General features: G+C 71.6%; 18 protein-coding genes. 4 read left to right on the top strand and 14 right to left on the bottom strand.

Features of this window, described 5'->3' with window-relative positions; translation table 11 throughout:
* Positions 1-32 precede the first annotated feature (32 nt).
* The 4 genes from GWI24_RS13790 to GWI24_RS13775 form a co-directional block, all read right to left on the bottom strand.
* Positions 33-851 (bottom strand): class I SAM-dependent methyltransferase, encoded by an 819-nt coding sequence (locus tag GWI24_RS13790; RefSeq protein ID WP_210946240.1) that lies wholly within the window; start codon positions 849-851, stop codon positions 33-35.
* A gap of 168 nt (positions 852-1,019) precedes the next feature.
* Positions 1,020-2,231: a globin domain-containing protein gene (locus GWI24_RS13785; protein ID WP_210946239.1), complete on the bottom strand. Its 1,212-nt coding sequence runs from the start codon at positions 2,229-2,231 to the stop codon at positions 1,020-1,022.
* 122 nt (positions 2,232-2,353) lie between these two features.
* Positions 2,354-2,803, bottom strand: a complete 450-nt coding sequence (locus tag GWI24_RS13780) for an Rrf2 family transcriptional regulator (RefSeq protein WP_210946238.1) — start codon at positions 2,801-2,803, stop codon at positions 2,354-2,356.
* A 132-nt stretch (positions 2,804-2,935) separates the two neighbouring features.
* A complete protein-coding gene (locus GWI24_RS13775; protein WP_210946251.1) occupies positions 2,936-4,048 on the bottom strand; it encodes an AI-2E family transporter in 1,113 nt (370 codons plus the stop codon).
* Positions 4,049-4,386: 338 nt separating this feature from the next.
* On the opposite strand from GWI24_RS13775, the gene GWI24_RS13770 reads away from it, so the two are divergent.
* A complete protein-coding gene (locus GWI24_RS13770; RefSeq protein WP_210946237.1) occupies positions 4,387-5,607 on the top strand; it encodes a cysteine desulfurase-like protein in 1,221 nt (406 codons plus the stop codon).
* 25 nt (positions 5,608-5,632) lie between these two features.
* Here the strand turns inward: GWI24_RS13770 and GWI24_RS13765 are convergent, their stop codons facing one another.
* From GWI24_RS13765 to GWI24_RS13755, 3 genes are all read right to left on the bottom strand, one after another.
* Complete coding sequence (locus tag GWI24_RS13765; protein ID WP_247616308.1) at positions 5,633-6,202, bottom strand: TetR/AcrR family transcriptional regulator; 570 nt, start codon at positions 6,200-6,202, stop codon at positions 5,633-5,635.
* A 68-nt stretch (positions 6,203-6,270) separates the two neighbouring features.
* A complete protein-coding gene (locus GWI24_RS13760) occupies positions 6,271-7,662 on the bottom strand; it encodes an amidase (protein WP_210946236.1) in 1,392 nt (463 codons plus the stop codon).
* Positions 7,649-7,858, bottom strand: a complete 210-nt coding sequence (locus GWI24_RS13755) for a hypothetical protein (protein WP_210946235.1) — start codon at positions 7,856-7,858, stop codon at positions 7,649-7,651. Before GWI24_RS13755 ends, GWI24_RS13760 begins: the two co-directional genes overlap by 14 nt.
* A 110-nt stretch (positions 7,859-7,968) precedes the next feature.
* Here GWI24_RS13755 and GWI24_RS13750 point away from each other — a divergent pair, with 110 nt between their 5' ends.
* A complete protein-coding gene (locus GWI24_RS13750; protein WP_210946234.1) occupies positions 7,969-8,874 on the top strand; it encodes an MBL fold metallo-hydrolase in 906 nt (301 codons plus the stop codon).
* A gap of 163 nt (positions 8,875-9,037) precedes the next feature.
* Positions 9,038-10,189: an acyltransferase gene (locus GWI24_RS13745; RefSeq protein WP_210946233.1), complete on the top strand. Its 1,152-nt coding sequence runs from the start codon at positions 9,038-9,040 to the stop codon at positions 10,187-10,189.
* Positions 10,190-10,212: 23 nt separating this feature from the next.
* On the opposite strand, the gene GWI24_RS13740 is transcribed toward GWI24_RS13745, so the two are convergent.
* From GWI24_RS13740 to GWI24_RS13730, 3 genes are all read right to left on the bottom strand, one after another.
* The gene (locus tag GWI24_RS13740) at positions 10,213-11,313 is read right to left on the bottom strand and encodes a winged helix DNA-binding domain-containing protein (RefSeq protein WP_210946232.1); all 1,101 of its coding nucleotides are present in this window, start codon (positions 11,311-11,313) and stop codon (positions 10,213-10,215) included.
* Positions 11,310-12,350, bottom strand: coding sequence for an aldo/keto reductase (locus tag GWI24_RS13735; RefSeq protein WP_210946231.1), 1,041 nt, complete (start codon positions 12,348-12,350; stop codon positions 11,310-11,312). The genes GWI24_RS13740 and GWI24_RS13735 overlap by 4 nt, the downstream gene beginning before the upstream one ends.
* A gap of 97 nt (positions 12,351-12,447) precedes the next feature.
* Entirely contained in the window at positions 12,448-13,026 is a 579-nt protein-coding gene (locus GWI24_RS13730; RefSeq protein ID WP_210946230.1) for a DinB family protein, read from the bottom strand.
* Positions 13,027-13,125: 99 nt separating this feature from the next.
* Between GWI24_RS13730 and GWI24_RS13725 the strand changes: the two genes are divergently transcribed.
* Positions 13,126-14,154 (top strand): YafY family protein, encoded by a 1,029-nt coding sequence (locus tag GWI24_RS13725; protein WP_210946229.1) that lies wholly within the window; start codon positions 13,126-13,128, stop codon positions 14,152-14,154.
* 49 nt (positions 14,155-14,203) lie between these two features.
* Here GWI24_RS13725 and GWI24_RS13720 read toward each other — a convergent pair whose 3' ends face one another.
* The 4 genes from GWI24_RS13720 to GWI24_RS13705 all read right to left on the bottom strand — a co-directional run.
* Positions 14,204-14,959, bottom strand: coding sequence for a FadR/GntR family transcriptional regulator (locus GWI24_RS13720; protein WP_210946228.1), 756 nt, complete (start codon positions 14,957-14,959; stop codon positions 14,204-14,206).
* 39 nt (positions 14,960-14,998) lie between these two features.
* Positions 14,999-16,015, bottom strand: a complete 1,017-nt coding sequence (denD, locus tag GWI24_RS13715; RefSeq protein WP_210946227.1) for a D-erythronate dehydrogenase — start codon at positions 16,013-16,015, stop codon at positions 14,999-15,001.
* The gene (gene otnI / locus GWI24_RS13710; protein WP_210946226.1) at positions 16,012-16,803 is read right to left on the bottom strand and encodes a 2-oxo-tetronate isomerase; all 792 of its coding nucleotides are present in this window, start codon (positions 16,801-16,803) and stop codon (positions 16,012-16,014) included. Before otnI ends, denD begins: the two co-directional genes overlap by 4 nt.
* Positions 16,804-16,836: 33 nt before the next feature.
* A partial coding sequence (locus GWI24_RS13705; RefSeq protein WP_210946225.1) for an MFS transporter occupies positions 16,837-18,118 on the bottom strand: 1,282 nt, incomplete at its 5' end.

The following is an 18,118-nucleotide window of genomic DNA, read 5'->3' as shown; positions in this document are numbered from 1 at the left end:
CCGGGACCAACCCGGCGCCGGGGCCGGAGCCGCTAGAAGCGGTAGCGCAGAATCCGGCCCACATCCCGGAAACCGGGCAGATGCGCCATCACCCGCATGCTCATCCGGCCGGAGGCCGGCATCTTCTCCACCCCCGGCATGTCCACGCTGCGCACCGCGTCGAGGCAGGTCAGCCCCGGGTGCCAGGTCTCGACCTCATGGGGGTCGTCCAGACCCCAGTGGAGAGTGGCGCCCGCGTTGCGCACCGCGGGGACCATCTTCTGGAGCCGGATGCCCAGCGGCCCGTAGACATCGAAGAGCAGCTGACCGCTGGGGAACCGCTCGGTGATCCGCTGGATCAGCCGCTTGCCGTCCTCCTTGCGCAGATACATCGTCAGCCCCTCGGCGACGACCACGGTGGGCCGGTCGTCCGGCACCTCGCGCAGCCATGCCTCATCGGTCACCGAGGCGCCGACCATCTCGTAGTTCCCCGACGGCTCGGGAAGCAGCCGCCGGCGCAGATCGATCACCTCGGGGTAGTCGACGTCGAGCCAGCGCACCGACGACGGCGGGTCGAGGCGCTGCACCCGGGTGTCGAGACCGCACGCGAGATGGAGCACGGTCGCCTTCTGATGCTCGGCCAGGAACTCCATGGCCCAGTCGTCGAGCTGTTTCGCCCGCAGGGCGATGCCGACCGCCGTCGTGTCCGTCATCCCCGTTTTGCCGAAGTCGTAGGCCACGCGCTCCACGGCCTCCCGGGCCGCGTGGTCGTGCAGGATGGAGTCCGGCGAACGGCTGTCCACCGCCCTGCCGTACAGCGTGGCGAGCAAGGTCTCCTGAGCGCCGCTGAGAGTGATCTTTTCGCGATCCATGGTTCCTCGTCGATGTGGGGGTACCGGACGGACCATTCCGTACGGTTGCGTATGGAATGGGCAGAACCCGTGTCCGTACGGTCCCACGTTCCCCCCGGCAAAAGCGACCGGCCTCTGAGCCATTCGAGTTCATCCGGCCAACATCGGGCGGACGGGCGCCGGTGAGCGTCAGTGGCCCTCACCGTCGTCCCGCGTCAGCCACAGATCGGGGCCGAAGACCTCGTAGTGGATCGCGGAGGGGTGCACACCCCGCTCCAGCAGCTGGGTCCGCACCGACCGCATGAAGGGCATCGGCCCGCACAGATACGCCTGGATGCCGTCCGGTATCTCGATGCCGGACAGGTCGACGCGGCCGGTGCGCTCGGCCGGCCAGTCGCCCTCGGGCCGCTCGTACCACGTGTGGGCGGTGCCCCGCGCCAGCTTGGTGACCAGCCGCTCCTGGTCGGCGCGCAGTGCGTGTTCGGCGGGGGAGCGGTCGGCGTGGACGGCGATGACCGGGGCCTGGTGTCCGCCGGCCGTCAGCTCCTCCAGCATCGCCACCATCGGGGTGCAGCCGATCCCGGCTGAGGCGAGCAGCAGCGGAGTGTCCGTGCCGTCGAGCACGACGTCGCCGTAGGGTGCGGAGACGGTGAGCTCATCGCCCTCGTGGATGTGGTCGTGGAGATGGCCGGAGACCTCACCGGCCGGGCCCTCACCCGCGCCCTCGCGCTTGACGGAGAAGGAGCGCACCGTGGCGCCGGGGCCGTTGGTCAGGCTGTACTGGCGGATCTGCCGCGCCCCGTCGGCCAGTTCCACCTGCACTGAGACGTACTGGCCCGCCTTGAAAGCCGGGGCGGGACGGCCGTCCGCCGGCCGGATCCGGAAGGTGACCACATCCGCCGTCTCCCGGACCCGCTCGACCACCTCCCACTGCCGCCAGGTCCCGCCGACCAGCACGCCCTGTTCCGCGTACAGCCGCCGCTCGATCTCGATCAGGGCGTTGGCCATCAGCCAGTACACCTCGTCCCAGGCGGCGGTCACCTCCTCGGTGGCCGCGTCGCCGAGCACCTCCGCGATGGCGGCGGACAGATGACGGTGCACCACCGGATACTGCGTGGCGCTCACCCCGAGCGAGGCGTGCTTGTGGGCGATCCGGCTCAGCAGGGCGTCGGGGCGGGTGCCCGGCCGCTCCACCAGGGCGGTGGCGAACGCGGCGATGGCGCCCGCGAGGGCCTGCCGTTGGGTGCCCGCGGCCTGGTTGGCCCGGTTGAACAGATTCCGCAGCAGTTCGGGGTGGGCCTCGAAGAGCTTTCGGTAGAACAGCTCGGTGATGGTGCCGATGGCCTCACCGACGGCGGGAAGCGTGGCGCGGACGGTCTCGGCGGACTTCTCGGAGAGCATGAGCGGGCCTAACTGGTATCTCAGATTCGTATTCAACGGCATGGGTGAACCGGGCATGGAGACCTCCGTGTCAGCGCGGCTCGGCGGGGCGGGATCCGGGCTGCGTAACCCGGACGGCGGCCTCATGGGGAAAGTCCGGGTGCGCGCCCGGCCAGTCCCAGCAGCACCGGGCCGGTCGGGGACGCCACCAGATCGTCGACCGTGAGGGGGTCCAGCGAGGCGAGGAACGCCTCCTGTGCCCGGCGCAGCGCCATCCGCAGCCGGCAGCCCTGCCGCAGCGGACACGGCACATCCCCCTCGCAGTCGACGACATCGCCGACCCCCTCGAGCTCCCGGACCAGCTGGCCGACCGAGGCGGTGCGCCCGGTCGCGGTGAGCGTCAGCCCGCCGCCCCGTCCGCGCCGTGTCTCGATCAGGCCCAGGTGCTGCAGCCGGGCGGCCACCTTGGCCAGATGGCTGTAGGGCACCTGCATCTCCCCGGCGACCTGCCGGGCGGTGCAGGGTTCGGCGCCGGTGACCGCCAGCCGCATGATCGTGCGGAGCGCCAGGTCCGTTGACTTCGTCAGCCGCATGGCGGCAGGTTACGATAATGCGAATCTGAGATGCAATTTAGGAGCGCGTTCCGGCCGCCGATGTACGGGTGTTCCCGCCGCTGACGAGATGTCCCGGCCGCTTGCACACGGGTGTTCCGGCCACGGCGCCGGTCAGGCTTCGCCGGGCGGCCGCCCGCGCAGCGCCCGCGTCACCGACCAGGCGACGGACACCATGGGCACGGCCACCACCGCGCCGACCACCCCCGCCACGATGCTCCCGGCGATGACCGAAATCGCCACCACCACCGGATGGAGCCGCACCGCCCAGCTCATCACCAGCGGATGCAGGACATGGCCCTCGAGCTGACCGACCGCCACGATCAGCAACAGCACCACGGCCGCGATGGCCGGGCCCCGCCCCGCCAGGGCCACCACCGTCGCCACCGCCAGCGCGATGGGCGAACCGATCAGCGGAACGAACGTCGCGAAGAAGACCAGCAGCGTCAGCGGCAGGGCCAGCGGCACCCGCAGCAGGAACAGGGCGATGCCGACCAGCGTCGCGTTGGAGGCCGCCACGACGATGATGCCCCGGGTGTATCCGGCGAAGGTGGTCCACGCCGCCCGCGCCGCCCGGTCCCACGGCGACCGGGCGCGCTCGGGGAGCTGGCCCCGGAACCACTGCCACATCCGGTCGCCGGAATGGATGAAGAAGATCGAACAGAACAGGGCCAGGAACAGCGCCGTGCCCGCCTCCACGACCCGCCCCGCACTGCTGAGCGCCCTGCTGATCAGCGTTGCGCGATGCCGTGACACAAAGGCGGTGATCTTGTCGTGCGCCCCCGACAGCACTCCGTGCCGCACATGGAACGGCGGTCCCTCCAGCCACCGCTCGATCCGGCCGATCCCGCCGCGCAGCTCACCCACCAGTCGGCCCGCCTCCGCGGTCGCCGCGTTCCCCACCAGCGCCAGCAGTCCCAACACCGCGAACAGCGTGCCGAACACCGCCAGCGCCACCGCCAGCGGCCTGGGACACACCCGCGCCAGCAGATCGGCCAGCGGGCGCAGCAAGGCGGTCGCCACCAGCGACAGGAACACCGCGATCGCGACGAGCTCGAACCGTCCCAGCACCGTGAACGCCAGATAGACGGCCACCCCGATGACCATCAGGCGCCATGCGTACGCGGTGGCCAGCCGTAACCCGGGATGGACCCGGCCGTTCTCGTCCCCCGCCCGGCGCACCGTCGCCGTCAGGGCCGCGGAGCCGGAGCGGCGGGCCCGCGCCACCGCCCGCGAGGCCCGCCCCGCCGGTCCGCCGGCCACGCCACGCCGAGGGCGTACGCCCCGCCCTCCCGGTCGCTCGGGCGGGGGAGGAGAGTCGCTGCTCACGTCGGCGCCACCGCCTTCTGCGTCCCGGTCCTGCGCGGCGGAAGAGGATGGTGATTCATCCCTCTACGTACAGATTCAATCAGGGTGGCCGTCCGGGCGCCGGACACGTCTCCCCGGCGCGGCGGGCCGTCCTCTCCCCGGCGGCGGCCGTCCTCGCCCCCTGCCGTTCCGCACCCGGGCCTGCCTAAGATCGCCCTGGTCACCCGCTCGCCAAGGCACTCTGCAAGGAGCCGCTCGTGACATACGACATCACCGCCATCCGCGCACAGTTCCCCGCGCTGAAGGCCGGGTCGGCCCACTTCGACGGCCCGGGAGGCACCCAGACCCCGCTCCCCGTCATCGAGGCCATCTCCGACGCGCTGGCCAACCCCCTGGCCAACCGCGGCCACCTCACCGCGGGGGAGCGCAACGCCGAGGCCCTCGTCCAGTCGGCCCGGCAGGCCATGGCCGATCTGCTCGGCGCCGACCCGGCCGGGATCGTCTTCGGGCGCAGCGCCACCGCCCTCATCTACGACTTCTCCCGCACCCTCGCCAAGACCTGGTCGCCGGGGGACGAGGTGGTGGTGTCCCGGCTGGACCATGACTCCAACATCCGCCCCTGGGTCCAGGCCGCCGAAGCCGTCGGGGCCACCGTGCGCTGGGCCGACTTCGACCCCGCCACCGGCGAGCTGACCCCCGATGACATCAGCGCCCAGCTCGGCGACCGCACCCGGCTGGTCGCGGTCACCGCCGCCTCTAACCTGATCGGCACCCGCCCGGATATCCCGGAGATCTCCCGGCGGGTGCACGCGGCCGGGGCGCTGCTCCACGTGGACGGCGTGCACTACGCCGCCCACGCCCACGTCGACATCCGGCGGCTCGAAGCGGACTTCTTCGTCTGCTCCCCCTACAAGTTCCTCGGCCCCCACCTCGGCGTGCTGGCAGGCAGCCCCGAGCTCCTGGAGACCCTGACCCCGGACAAGCTGCTCCCCTCGACGAACGCCGTCCCCGAGCGCTTCGAATTCGGCACCCTTCCCTATGAATTCCTCGCCGGCACCCGCGCCGCCGTCGACTTCCTCGCCACCCTGGACCCCGGCGCGGAAGGCAGCCGCAGGGAGCGGCTGGCGTCGTCGTTCGCGGCCCTCGAGGAGCACGAGGCCACCCTGCGCGGGCGCATCGACGAGGGCCTTTCCGCCCTCGACCCGCTCACCATCCACTCCCGGGCCGCGGACCGCACCCCGACCGTGCTGCTGACCATCGACGGCCGCGACACCACCGATGCCTACCGCTACCTCGCAGGCCGTGGCGTCGACGCCCCCTCCGGCTCGTTCTACGCGGTGGAGGCATCCCGCAGGCTGGGCCTGGGCGACACCGGGGGACTGCGCATCGGCCTGGCCCCCTACACCAGTGCCGAGGACGTGGACCGGCTGCTGGAGGCGCTCTCGGACTTCCTGCGCACTCCGGCCCCGCGCGGCTGACTCACCCGGCGCTCACCGGCTGGTCTCACTTCTCGGCGGCGTTCCCTTCGAGGAGCCCCGCCACGAGTCCGCGGGCATGCGTGGCGTCGAGCCCGGCGGGGCGGAAGAGGATGCGGTACATCAGGGGCGCCACGATGTGGTCGACGACCGTCTCGACGCCGGGGGTGTCCTCCCCGCGTTCGGCCGCGCGGGTCAGGATGACATCGACCTGGTCGGCGGCGTAGGCCGAGCACCGGCCGGCGTTGCTGCCGTCCGGGTCGCCGAGCAGGGCGTCGCGGATGTAGGCGCGTCCGGCCGGGGAGGCCATCTCGTCGAGGAACTGCTCGGCCCAGGCCGTCAGATCGGACTCCAGACCGCCGTGGTCCTGGGGCGTGGTCTCGGGCCGCAGGCGCTCGACCGCCACGTCCGACAGCAGTTGGGTGAGGTCTCCCCAGCGGCGGTAGATCGTGGAGGGGGTGACGCCCGCGCGCTGGGCGATCAGCGGCACCGTAAGACCGTCGCGGCCCACCTCCGCCTCCAGTTCGCGCACGGCGGTGTGCACCGATGCCTGGACCCGGGCGCTGCGCCCCCCGGGGCGCGCCATCTGCCTGCTCATTCTTCCCACCTTAAAGCAAATCTGTTGCTTCTGGGGAAGCGGTGCCCCCGGGGCACTCAGTGGACGTGTCAGGCCGCCGATGCCGGCTCGCGGGCGGGCCGCGTTCGCTCGTAGGCGTGGCCGACCCGCAGGAGCACGCTCTCCCCGAGCGGCCGCCCGAGCAGCTGCATACCGATCGGCAGACCCGCCGTGTCGTGGCCGACCGGGACGGACAGTGACGGCACCCCGGTGAGGTTGGCGGGGGCCGAGAGGCGCACATAGGCGTCGGAGACGGCTTCGACGGTGCCGTCCGGCCAGGTGATCGTCTCCTGGCCGGCCTTCACCGCGGTCGCCGGGACCGTCGGGGCGGCGATCACATCGACGTCCGCCAGCATGCGCGCCCACTCCCGCCGCATCAGGGTCCGGGAGCGCTGGGCGCGCAGATAGTCCCCGGCGGGCATCAGTTCGCCCGCCTCCAGCAGGATGCGCACGTCCGCCTGGTACAGCTCCGGTGCCGTGCGCAGGGTGCGCTCGTGGTACGCGGTGGCCTCCGGCACCATCAGGCCCCACTGCGTGGCCTGGATGTAGCGGGTCATGGGGATCTCGACCTCGACGAGGCGGGCGCCGAGGGACTCGAGCCGGTCGACGGCCCGCCGTACCGCGGCCTCCACCTCCGCGTCGACGTGCTCGAAGTAATAGTTGCGCGGCACACCGACGCGCAGTCCCGTCAGGTCCTCGGCCGCGCCCGGCCGGTAGTCCCGCGCGGGGACGGTCAGCGAGGCGGGGTCGCGGGGGTCGTGCCCGGCCAGGACCGCCAGGACCAGGGCCTGGTCCTCGACGGTGCGGGTGAGGGGGCCGACGTGGTCCAGCGACCACGACAGGGAGGTGACGCCGTGGCGGGGGACGAGACCGTACGTCGGCTTGAGGCCGACGACCCCGTTGAGCGCGGCGGGGACGCGGATGGATCCGCCGGTGTCGGTGCCCAGGGCGAAGGCCGCGGTGCCCGCGGCGACGGCCACGGCGGATCCGCCGCTGGAGCCGCCCGCGACCCGGCCGGTGTCCCAGGCGTTGTGGGTCTGCGGAGTGGTCAGCCCGTAGGCGAACTCATGGGTGTGGGTCTTGCCGACCAGGACCGCGCCGGACGCGCTCAGACGGGCGGCGGCCGTGCTGTCCGCCTGGGCGCGGTGGTCGGCGCGGACCCGGGAGCTCGCGGTGGTGGCCACGCCCGCGACGTCGATCAGGTCCTTCAGGCCCATCGGGATGCCGTGCAGCGGGCCGCGGAGGCGGCCGGCCGCGGCGTCGTCCGCGGCCTCGCGCGCCGCCCGGCGCGCCTGCTCCGCCGTCACCGTGGCGTAGGCGTTCAGCTGGGGTTCCAGCCGCTCGAGGCGGTCCAGGACGGAGTCCACCAGCTCGACGGGGGACAGTCGGCCGGTCCGGATCGCGTCGGCGGCCGCGGTGAGGGTCAGCTCATACGGCCGCATCGCGCTGCTCCTCTCCCGCGCGGTAGGCGGAGGCAGGCGGGGTGTCGCCGAAGTCCAGCTCGCGCAGGACGGCGACGACGGCGTGGATGTGATTGGCGGTGGCCGCCGCGGCGGCGTGGCGCTCGGCCGGCAGCGGGAGCCCGGCGCGTGCGGCCCAGCGGGCCGCCTCCGGAGGGGTGAGTTCAGCGGCGGACAAGGTGTCTCCCTCATCGATCTCATCGAGGCAAAAGCTAACCGTTTGCGTTAGTTGACTGTAGGGCCTACGGTGCCTTAAGGCAAACGGATTGCGTTTAGAAAGGGCGGACCATGCACACACCCCAGGCCATCGACATCCCCCTCTGGACCGTGGGCGACATCGCCGTCCACCGCGTCGACGAGGTGCTCCTGCCCCCGCAGACCGGGCCATGGCTGCTGCCCGACGCCACCACGGACGTGGTCTCGCGACAGGACTGGCTGCGCCCCGACTTCGCCGACCAGGACGGCACCCTGCGTATCGCCAGCCACAGCTTCGCCTTCGAGGTGAGCGGGGCGCGGGTCCTGGTCGACACCGGCATCGGCAACGGCAAGACACGGGCCAACCCGGCCTGGCACGATCTGCGGACCGACTACCTGGAGCGCCTGGCCGCCGCCGGGTTCCCCCGGGAATCCATCGACCTGGTGATCCTCACTCATCTGCACACCGACCACGTCGGCTGGAACACCCATGAGGTGGAGGGCGCATGGGTGCCCACCTTTCCGCACGCGCGCTACCTCACCTCCCGCGCCGAGCGGGAGTTCTGGGCGACCTACGACATGGACGAGCCGCGCACCCAGATGTTCCTCGACTCCGTGATTCCGGTCGAGGACGCCGGACGGCTCGATCTGGTCGACGTCCCGGACGAGGGCACCGAGGTCATCCCCGGGCTGCGGCTGATCCCCACGCCCGGGCACACGCCCGGCCATATCGCCCTCCAGCTCGACAGCCGCGACGAGCGGGCGCTGATCACGGGCGACTGCGTCCACCACCCCGTCCAGCTCGCCCACCCCGCCATCGGCTCGTGCGTCGACATCGCCCCCGAGCAGTCCGAGGCCACCCGCCACAAGCTCTTCGGCGCCCTCGCCGACACGGGCACCCTCCTGCTCGGCACCCACTTCCCGCCGCCCACCGCCGGTCATGTGATCACCCACGAGAACGCCTACCGGCTCTCGCCCGTGCCCCCGGGCGCGCGCTGACGCGCCCCTCCGCGGGTGGTGGTGTTCGCCCGGATGTTCCCGTAGGGGCGGTATTGGGGCCGGGGCGGTGCGACGGGCAGGCTCGTGGGTGCTGTGCCTGCTTTCGTATGGGGAGGGGTCTCCTTTGGCCGGTGTGTTGCCGCGTGGCGATCGGCTGCCGTCGTTGACGGGTCTTCGCTTTCTGCTGGCCGGTGTGGTGTTGGCGGGCCATGTGCTGACGCTGGGCAGATTCTTCGAGGACCAGGGGGTCTATGAGGCCGCTGACGCCTCGTCCATGGCGAGCGCGGCGGCGGTCTCCTCGTTCTTCCTGCTCAGCGGTTTCGTACTGGCGTGGAACGCCTCTCCGGCCGACACCGCCGTCCGGTTCTGGCGCCGCCGACTGGTGAAGATCTTCCCCAACCATGCCGTGACCTGGTCACTGATGCTGGGCCTGCTCATGGCGACGGGCACCGCCGCGTTGCTTCCGGTGCCGGACCCGGGGCTGGGGGAGGCGGTCCGGAATCTGCTGCTGGTGCACGCCTGGGTCCCTGACATGGCCGATTTCAGCAGCGTCAACCCGGTGACCTGGTCCATCTCCTGCGAGGCGTTCTTCTACCTCCTCTTCCCCCTGCTGATCCGGCCGGTGCGCGCGCTCCCGGAACGGCTGCTCTGGCCGGTGATCGTCCTGGTGGCGGGGCTGGTGGTGACGATGCCGCTGGTGGCGATGGCCGTCACCGACGAGGCGGCTCCCGGGAGTTGGTCGCCGCTCTCGACGGAGCGCTGGTGGCTGATCTACTTCTTCCCGCCGGTGCGGCTGCTGGAGTTCGTCCTCGGACTGGTGCTCGCCCGGGCGGTCCAGCTCGACCGCTGGCCGACGCTGCGTCCGCGGTGGCCGCTGCTCGCCCTGGCGGGAGTCTTCGCGGCGCGCACGGAGCTGCCGGAGGAGTACCTGTGGGGAGCCGCGACCTGTCTGCCGATGGCCGTCCTCATCCCGGCCATCGCCATCCGCGATACCGAAGGGCGGGAGAGCTGGCTGGGGCGCCGTGGCCTGGTGCTGCTGGGCGAGGCGTCGTTCGCGCTGTACATGGTCCACTTCCCGCTGCTGTACGAGATCCGGGTGCTGCTGGACCGGCGGACGTTCGACACGGTGACCGCCGTGCTGTTGTCCGTGGTGGTGTCGGCGTTCTGTGTGGCGGTGTCGCTGCTGCTGTGGCGCGGTGTCGAGGTGCCGATGATGCGTCACTTCGCCCGCCCCCGTGGCCGTTCCGTACCGACTGCCGGCCCCGCGCCCGGCGACCAGACCACACCCCTGCGCCAGCAGGACCCCGCGCCATGACGCGGGCGGCCCGTTCGCATCGCTCAGCCTGACGACGTGGCGACGCGTACGCGGTGGCTTTCGCCGTCGGAGAGGAACGACGCCAGTTCCCGGCCCTCCTCTCCGACGGCGGTACGGTCGGCTGAGGAGAGGCGGCCCAGCGGGGTGACGACCACGGTGGCGGCGTCCACTCTCCAGGTCGCGGCGACACGGCCATCCACCAGCACCACGCGCTCCCCGGCGACCGACAGGCCGCGGTGGGCGTCGTCGATGATCCGGCCGCGGTCGTGGTAACCGAGGATCGCGTTGTCGAACGCGGGCAGGAAGCGCACCGGCGCGGGGGTATCGGGGTCGGGACGTGGCGCGTCGGGGAGGTCGAACAGCTCGCGGCCGCGTTCATCGCGGAAGGTGACCAGCTCCTCCCGTATCGCGGCCACCGCGGCCGGGAGCCCGGCGAGGCCGCACCAGGCGCGCAGATCGGCCGAGGCCGCGGGGCCGAAGGCGGCCAGATAGCGCCGTACCAGCGCCTGGCCGACCGGGTCGACGCCGTCGGGGGCGGGCGGGTCCACGTGTCGGCCCAGCCAGGAGGAGAGCAGGACGTTACGCACCCCTCCCCGGGAGCGCCACAGCCCGCGTGGCGGCGTCTGTACCACCGGGACGAGGGCGGCGATCAGCATCTCGCCCAGTGCCCGCGGTGCCGGAGCGGGCCAGCGGTCGGCCAGGGCCCGCACCAGCTCGGCCATCGAGCGCGGCTCACCGTCGGCCATCACCGCCCGGCCCGCGGCGGCGAGTTCGTCGAGGTCTGTCCCCTCCAGCTCACGACGGTAGGTCCCGAGCACCCGCTGGCGCAGCATGGCGTCGTGGCGCGCTCGCCAGGCCACGATGTCATCGGCGGTGACGAGGTGGACCGTGCGGCGCATGAGGTGGGTCCGCACCACGCTCCGCCCGGTCAGCAGGTCCGACAGTGCGCCCGGGTCGAACGCGCGCAGCCGTGACCAGAGCCCGGTGAACGGCTCCTGCGGTTCCTGCGCCTGCATGCCACACAGATGCGCGACGGCGTTGTGCACCGGCATATCGGCCCGGTCGAGCAGCAACTGCCGGGCGAGCGTCGCACGGCCCAGCGCCCGGTTGCCGAGAATGGTCATCGTGCCACCGCGGCGCGCTCGTCGGCCGATCGCCGCCGTAGCGCCGGGCGTTGGACGGATGGCGGGGTGTAGGACACATCGAGCGGGCCGATGTCGGTTCCGGGCGCCACGATCCGGTCGATCCGGTCGAGGACCTCGTCATCGAGGGTGACCGCGGCCCCGGCCAGGAGATCCTCCAGATGCTCCATGGTGCGTGGCCCGATGATGGCCGAGGTGACGCCGGGGTGGGTGATGGCGAAGGCCATCGCCAGGTGGGTCAAAGACAGACCGGCCTCCTCGGCCAGCGGGATGAGCTGCTCCACGGCGTCGAGTTTGCGCTCGTCGGTCAGATGCCGGGGCACCCACTTCATCCGCGCGTTCCGCACCGTGGGCCCGCCCTTGCGGTAGCGGCCGGTGAGCAGGCCCATCGCCAGCGGACTCCACACCAGCACGCCCATGCCGTAGCGCCGGCAGACCGGCAGGACCTCCCGCTCGATGGCGCGGTTGAGGATGGAGTACGGGGGCTGCTCGGTGCGGAAGCGGTGCAGTCCGCGCCGGTCGGCGACCCACTGCGCCTCGACGATCTCCGAGGCCGGGAGGTTGGAGGACCCGATGGCGCGCACCTTGCCGCTGCGCACCAGATCGGTCAGGGCGGAGAGCGTCTCGTCGATATCGGTGTGCGGGTCGGGATGGTGTACCTGATAGAGGTCGATGTGGTCGGTCCCCAGCCGCCGCAGCGACTGCTCGACCTCGGTGATGATCCAGCGCCGGGAGCTGCCGCCACGGTTGGGGTCCTCACCCATCGTGCCGTTGACCTTGGTGGCCAGCACGATGTCGTCACGCCGCCCCTTCAGCGCCTTGCCCACGATGTCCTCGGACTCCCCGTGGGGTCCGTACACATCGGCGGTGTCGATGAAGTTGATCCCCGAGTCCAGCGCCCGGTGGATGATCCGGACACAGTCGTCGTGATCGGGGTTGCCCGCCTGGCCGAACATCATCGTGCCCAGACAGTAGGGGCTGACCCGGATACCGGTCCGCCCCAGCTCACGCGTCTTCACAGTCGTGCCGTTCCCTTCGGTTCCTTGGCTCTTGGGTTCCGGAACCGTGCCAGTGACGGCCGTCACCGGCACGGTTCCGAGGAGATCCGGTCGGCGGTCAGCCGGACTTCTGCCCGTCGAGCGACTCGCGGATGATGTCCGCGTGCCCGGCGTGCTGGGCGGTCTCGGCGATGACATGCATCAGCACCCGGCGCACGCTGTGCGCCGCGCCCGGCTCGTTCCAGGGCGCCTCGGGCAGCGGGTGCGTCGCCGACAGGTCGGGGACGGCGGTGATGATCTCCTCGCTCCGGGTGGCGACCTCCTCGTAGCGCTGGAGGATCCCGGCCAGCGTCTCACCGGGCAGCATCTGGAAGTTGTTCTGGTTGTCGATCGCCCACTGCGGGATCTCCCGTGCGGTACCGGCCGCGAGGTCGGCCCAGGTGACACCGTCGGGCAGGTCGTAACGCATCGCCGACGGGCCTTCGAGGACGAAGCGCAGCCAGCCTTCCTCGATGGCCGCGACGTGCTTGATCAGCCCGCCCAGGCACAGCGTGCTGACCGTCGGGCGTTCGCCGGCCTGCTCGTCGCCGAGCTCGCGCACCGTCTTGGTCAGGGCGGATCGCGCGGTGGCGAGTTCGGCGAGCAGGTCGGCCCGCTCGCCGTCGAGAGTGGTGGCGGGAGTGGTGGTGGCGGTCACAGTGATCGGGTCCTTCGGTTGTTCTCGTCGTCTGACGAGGACAACCGTCGCAGGGGTAGCGGACAGGATGTGGCCGCTTCTCCGGGCAGAATCGGTGTCATGCCGAAGACATCAGCGCGACTGCTGTCACTGCTCTCCCTGCTCCAGGCGCGCCGGGACTGGCCGGGGCAGCTGCTGGCTGAGCGGCTGGACGTCAGCCCGCGCACCGTGCGCCGCGATGTCGACCGCCTGCGCGAACTCGGCTATCCCATCGTGGCCGCCAAGGGGCCGGACGGGGGCTATCGGCTCGGCGCCGGGTCGGACCTGCCGCCGCTGCTGTTCGACGACGACCAGGCCGTGGCCCTCGCCGTGGCGCTGCAGACCGCCACCGCCACCGGGGCGGGGATCGAGGAAGCGGCGGCGCGTGCGCTGAGCACCGTGCGGCAGGTGATGCCCGCGCGGCTGCGCCATCGCATCGACGCACTCCAGGTCACCGCCGTGGACGGCGCGGATACCCGGCCGAATCCGCACGTCGGCCCACAGGCGCTCATGACCCTCAGCGCGGCCGTCCGCGCCCGCGAGGTGCTGCGCTTCGACTACGCCCGCGTGTCCGCACCGGATGCCTACGATGCCGACCCCGCCGTCACTCCACCGCGGCGGGTGGAGCCACACCACCTCGTCACCCGGGGCGGGCGCTGGTATCTCGTCGCCTGGGACCTCGACCGTGACGACTGGCGCACCTTCCGCGTCGACCGGATCACCCCGCGTACCCCCACGGGGCCACGGTTCACCCCGCGCGATGTGCCCGGAGGGGATGTGGCCGCCTTCGTCGCGAGCAGGTTCCAGGGCTCCGACGGCTCGGGCGGCCGGCCGTGCCGAGGCGAGGTCATTCTCGACCTGCCCGCCTCCGTCGTGTCCACCTATACCCGGGACGGAGTCGTCGAGGAACTCGGCCCGGACCGCTGCCGACTCGTCCTGGGCGCGTGGTCCTGGCCCGGACTGGCCGCCACCATCGGCAGGTTCGACGCCGACATCGAGGTCATCGGGCCGACCGAGCTGAGGGAAGCCTTCGCCCACCTGGCCCGCCGCTTCGCCGACGCCGCGGCCGAGGCACCCACCGAATCCATCACGCCACCCCCGAGCCGCTGAACGACGCGCGCCGCACATCGGCCGAACGACGCGCGCCGCACATTGCGCCTCAGGGGGCGGCGTCGAGATCCACCTCGAGGTTCTCGGTCTCGGTCCAGAACCCCTCGTCCGCGTCCTGCAGCCGGGACGCCGCGTGACTCAGGTGGAGCAGCGCCGCGTCGCGGGCCGCCTCGGCGTCGCGGGCCTCGATGGCGGCCAGGATCGCGTGGTGCTCCTGCCGGACCGCTTCGAGGAAGTCGCCGCGGCGTGCCTCGTTCGCACGCGTGACGCGGATTCCGCCGCGCAGCACCTCGCCGAGGTAGCGCAGCGTGGAGAGCATCACCGCGTTCCCGGTCGATTCGGCGACGGAACGGTGGAAGGCGAGATCCTCGTCCACGCCGTCGCCGCCGGCCGCCACCGCCGTGTCGATGGCCTCCAGTGCCTGGCGCATCCGGGCGAGGTCGGCCGGGGTGGCCCGGGTGGCCGCGAGGTACGCCGCCTCGCCCTCGATCGGGCGGCGCACCTCTACGATCTGCCGCACCTTGGACTTGGTGTCCTCGGCGGTCTCGGCCTCCAGGTCGAGCGGCCGGGTGCGGCGCGGCATCACGAACACACCGAGCCCCTGACGGGGTTCGACCAGGCCCGCGTTGCGCAGCCGGGACACGGCCTCGCGTACGACGGTCCGGCTGACGCCCAGCTGCTTGACCAGCTCCACTTCGGTCGGGAGCTTGTCGCCCTCGGCCAGCCGTCCGGACTCGATCTCTTCCGAGAGTATCGCCGCGACCCGATCCGCGAGCCGCACGGGACCGCTCACCTTGGAGAACATGGTCTTCAGTTTATCGGCACCGTCCCGGTCGCCCAGGCTCTAAGGGTGCGCACCGTCCATGACCGCGTCGGCGTGGTCTTCGGTGTAGGCGCGCACCACCGAGGCGAAATCCGGGTCGGGGGCCAGCCCGAGCGCGGCGGCCCGTGCGTTGTCGAACACGGCGGGCCATGAGCCGACGATGGCCTCGACGTCGGGGTCGGGCGCGATCGTCACCAGGTCGGCGACGGCGTCGCCGGCCACCTGCCGCAGCGTGCGCAGCATGTCGGCGACCGAGACCGTGAGCGCTGGAAGGTTGACCGGTACCCCGCCGTCGATCCGGCCCGGCCCGGCGCCGCGCTCGGCCTCCGCGACGCGGAGGATGCCCTCGACGGTGCGCCGTGGCGAGGCCAGGGCCACCTTCAGCTCGGGGTGGACCGGGCAGGTGGCCGGGAGGCCCGCGAGCGGCTCGCGGATGATGCCGGACAGAAAGCCGGAGGCGGCCGCGTTCGGCTTGCCCGGCCGTACCGACACGGTCATCAGACGGGCAACGCGCCCGTCCAGGAAACCGCGGCGGGTGTAGTCCGCGATCAGCTGCTCGCAGACGAGCTTCTGGATCCCGTAGCTCGACCGCGGTGTGGGCAGGGTCGACTCGCTGACGACCGGCGGCAGCGGCAGCGCGGGGTCGGAACCGTAGACGGCGACGCTGCTGGAGAACACCACCCGCGGCATCGGCCCGCCGGCGGCCGACTGGGCCCGCGCGGCCTCCAGCACCGCGCGTGTGGTGTCCACATTGGCGCGCATACCGAGGTCGAAGTCGGCCTCGCACTCGGCCGAGACCGCGGAGGCGAGATGGATCAGCACATCCACCGGCTCCGCGAACACCTCGTCCAGCCGGTCGGCCAGATCGCCCTGGACGATGTCCACGAGAGGGTCGTCCGCCGCCGAACCGGGCGGCACCACGCGGTCGGCGAGCACCAGCCGGTCGATCGGCGCACCGCGGAACGTCCGTGACGTGAGCAGTGCGGCGGCGACCCGCCGGCCCAGGAAGCCGAAGCCACCCGTGATGACGATCCTCATGCGTTGTCTCCTCGGTAGTCGTGTCGCCAGCCGAGCCCCTCGCTCGTACCGGCGCGGGGGATGTACTCACAGCCGATCCACCCGTCGAAGCCCAGGTCGTCGATGACGCCGAACAGATGGCGGATGTCGAGCTCGCCCCGGTCGGGCTCATGGCGATCGGGTACGCCCGCGATCTGCAGATGGCCGACCCGGCCGGTCGGCAGGTCACGGCGCAGGGTCGTGGTGAGGTCGCCTTCGACGATCTGGCAGTGGTAGAGGTCGAGTTGCACCTTGAGGTTCGGGGCCGCCACCTCCCGTACCACGGTGTGCGCTTCGGACTGCCGGTTCAGGAAGTAGCCGGGCATGTCGCGGCCGTTGATCGGCTCGATCAGGATGTCGACGCCCGCCGCGGCGGCCCGTTCCGCGGCCCAGGCGAGATTGGCCAGATAGGTGTCGCGGTGCTTGGCCGAATCGCCCGATCCCACCAGCCCGGCCATCACATGCACCCGTGGGCAGCCGAGCTCCGCCGCGTACTCCAGGGCCCGGCCGATCCCGGAGCGCACCTCCGCCTCGCGCCCGGGCAGCGCCGCGATCCCGCGCTCCCCGGACTCCCAGGCGCCGGGAGGCGCGTTGAAGAGCACCTGCCTCAGACCGTGGTCGTCGAGCCTGCGGCGCAGCTCGGTGGCGTCGTACGCGTAGGGGAAGAGGTACTCGACGGCCTCGAAGCCGTCCGCCGCCGCGGCGGCGAAGCGGTCGAGGAAGTCGTGTTCGGTGTACATCATGGACAGGTTCGCGGCGAACCTCGGCATGCTGGCTCCTGCGTTCGGGCCGGGAGGTCCCGGTCAGCGGTTGACGACCTGCTTCTTCGTGGTGAGCACCGCGGCGGCGCCCACGACCAGAGTGAGGGCCAGGACGTACATCGGGATCGACGCCGAGCCGGTGGCGTCCTTGAGCGCGCCGATCATGTAGGGGCTGACGAAACCGGCGAGGTTGCCCACCGAGTTGATGATGGCAAGACCCGCCGCCGCTGCGGTGCCGCCCAGGAACGCGGTGGGGAGCGACCAGAACAGCGGAGCGCAGGTCAGCACCCCGGCGGCGGCCACGGACAGCGCGGTCAGGGACAGCGCGGTCGACCCGTTCCACACGGCGGACAGCGAGAACCCGACGGCGCCCATGAGGCTCGGAATGACCAGATGCCAGCGGCGCTCGCGGCGCCTGTCCGCCGAGCGGCCGAACAGGTTCATCGCGACGAGGGCGACAAGGAACGGCACGGCGCTGAGCACGCCGATCGCGAGGTTGCCGTCGATGCCGGTGGACTCGACGAACGTGGGCATCCAGAAGGTCAGGGCGTACTGGCCCATCACGAAGCAGAAGTAGATGAGGCACATCAGCCACACCCTGGGTTCACGGAAGGCGTCCAGGACCCGGCCGTGCACGGTCCGGTGCGCGCTGTCGTCGGCGACCGCTTGCTCGACGACGGCCTTCTCCTCATCGGTCAGCCACTTCGCGTCCCGCACGCCGTCGTCCAGGTAGAAGAGCGTGACGACACCGACGAGGAGCGCGGGGACCGCCTCCAGCAGGAACATCCACTGCCAGCCCTGCCAGCCGTTCACACCCTGGAAACTGTCCATGATCCACCCGGAGAGCGGATTGCCGAAGATGCCCGCCACCGGGATGGCCGACATGAACATCGCGATCACCCGGGCCCGGCGGTGCGAGGGGAACCAGTAGGTGCAGTAGAGGATCACCCCGGGGTAGAACCCCGCCTCCGCGGCACCGAGCAGAAACCTCAGCACGTAGAACGTCGCCTCGTTGGTGACGAACATGAACGCCGCCGAGACCAGGCCCCAGCTGATCATGATGCGGGCGATCCAGGTGCGGGCCCCGACGCGTTGCAGCATCAGGTTCGAGGGCACCTCCAGAAGGAAGTAGCCGATGAAGAACAGGCCCGCCCCCAGGCCGTACGCCGCCTCGCTGAACCCGAGGTCATCGGACATCTGGAGCTTTGCGAAGCCGACGTTGACCCGGTCCAGGTAGGAGGCCACGTAAGCCAGGATGAGGAAGGGGACGATGCGGCGTACGACCTTGCGGTAGACGGTGTTCTCGCGGGCGAGCGCGGGCGTC

It is taken from the genome of Streptomyces sp. MK37H (assembly GCF_018035285.1).
Taxonomy (GTDB): Bacteria; Actinomycetota; Actinomycetes; order Streptomycetales; family Streptomycetaceae; genus Streptomyces; species Streptomyces endocoffeicus.
The sequence above is the reverse complement of the archived record's forward strand: the minus strand, read 5'-3'. Positions and strand labels throughout refer to the sequence as shown.

Excerpts from the sequence above, each read along its gene's own strand:
- GWI24_RS13765 (WP_247616308.1), bottom strand. The coding sequence starts at position 6,202 with ATGAGCAGGCAGATGGCGCGCCCCGGGGGGCGCAGCGCCCGGGTCCAG.
- GWI24_RS13790 (WP_210946240.1), bottom strand. The coding sequence starts at position 851 with ATGGATCGCGAAAAGATCACTCTCAGCGGCGCTCAGGAGACCTTGCTC.
- GWI24_RS13760 (WP_210946236.1), bottom strand. The coding sequence starts at position 7,662 with ATGCGGCCGTATGAGCTGACCCTCACCGCGGCCGCCGACGCGATCCGG.
- GWI24_RS13785 (WP_210946239.1), bottom strand. The coding sequence starts at position 2,231 with ATGCTCTCCGAGAAGTCCGCCGAGACCGTCCGCGCCACGCTTCCCGCC.
- GWI24_RS13740 (WP_210946232.1), bottom strand. The coding sequence starts at position 11,313 with ATGACCATTCTCGGCAACCGGGCGCTGGGCCGTGCGACGCTCGCCCGG.
- GWI24_RS13780 (WP_210946238.1), bottom strand. The coding sequence starts at position 2,803 with ATGCGGCTGACGAAGTCAACGGACCTGGCGCTCCGCACGATCATGCGG.
- denD (WP_210946227.1), bottom strand. The coding sequence starts at position 16,015 with ATGAGGATCGTCATCACGGGTGGCTTCGGCTTCCTGGGCCGGCGGGTC.
- GWI24_RS13720 (WP_210946228.1), bottom strand. The coding sequence starts at position 14,959 with ATGTTCTCCAAGGTGAGCGGTCCCGTGCGGCTCGCGGATCGGGTCGCG.
- GWI24_RS13725 (WP_210946229.1), top strand. The coding sequence starts at position 13,126 with ATGCCGAAGACATCAGCGCGACTGCTGTCACTGCTCTCCCTGCTCCAG.
- otnI (WP_210946226.1), bottom strand. The coding sequence starts at position 16,803 with ATGCCGAGGTTCGCCGCGAACCTGTCCATGATGTACACCGAACACGAC.
- GWI24_RS13750 (WP_210946234.1), top strand. The coding sequence starts at position 7,969 with ATGCACACACCCCAGGCCATCGACATCCCCCTCTGGACCGTGGGCGAC.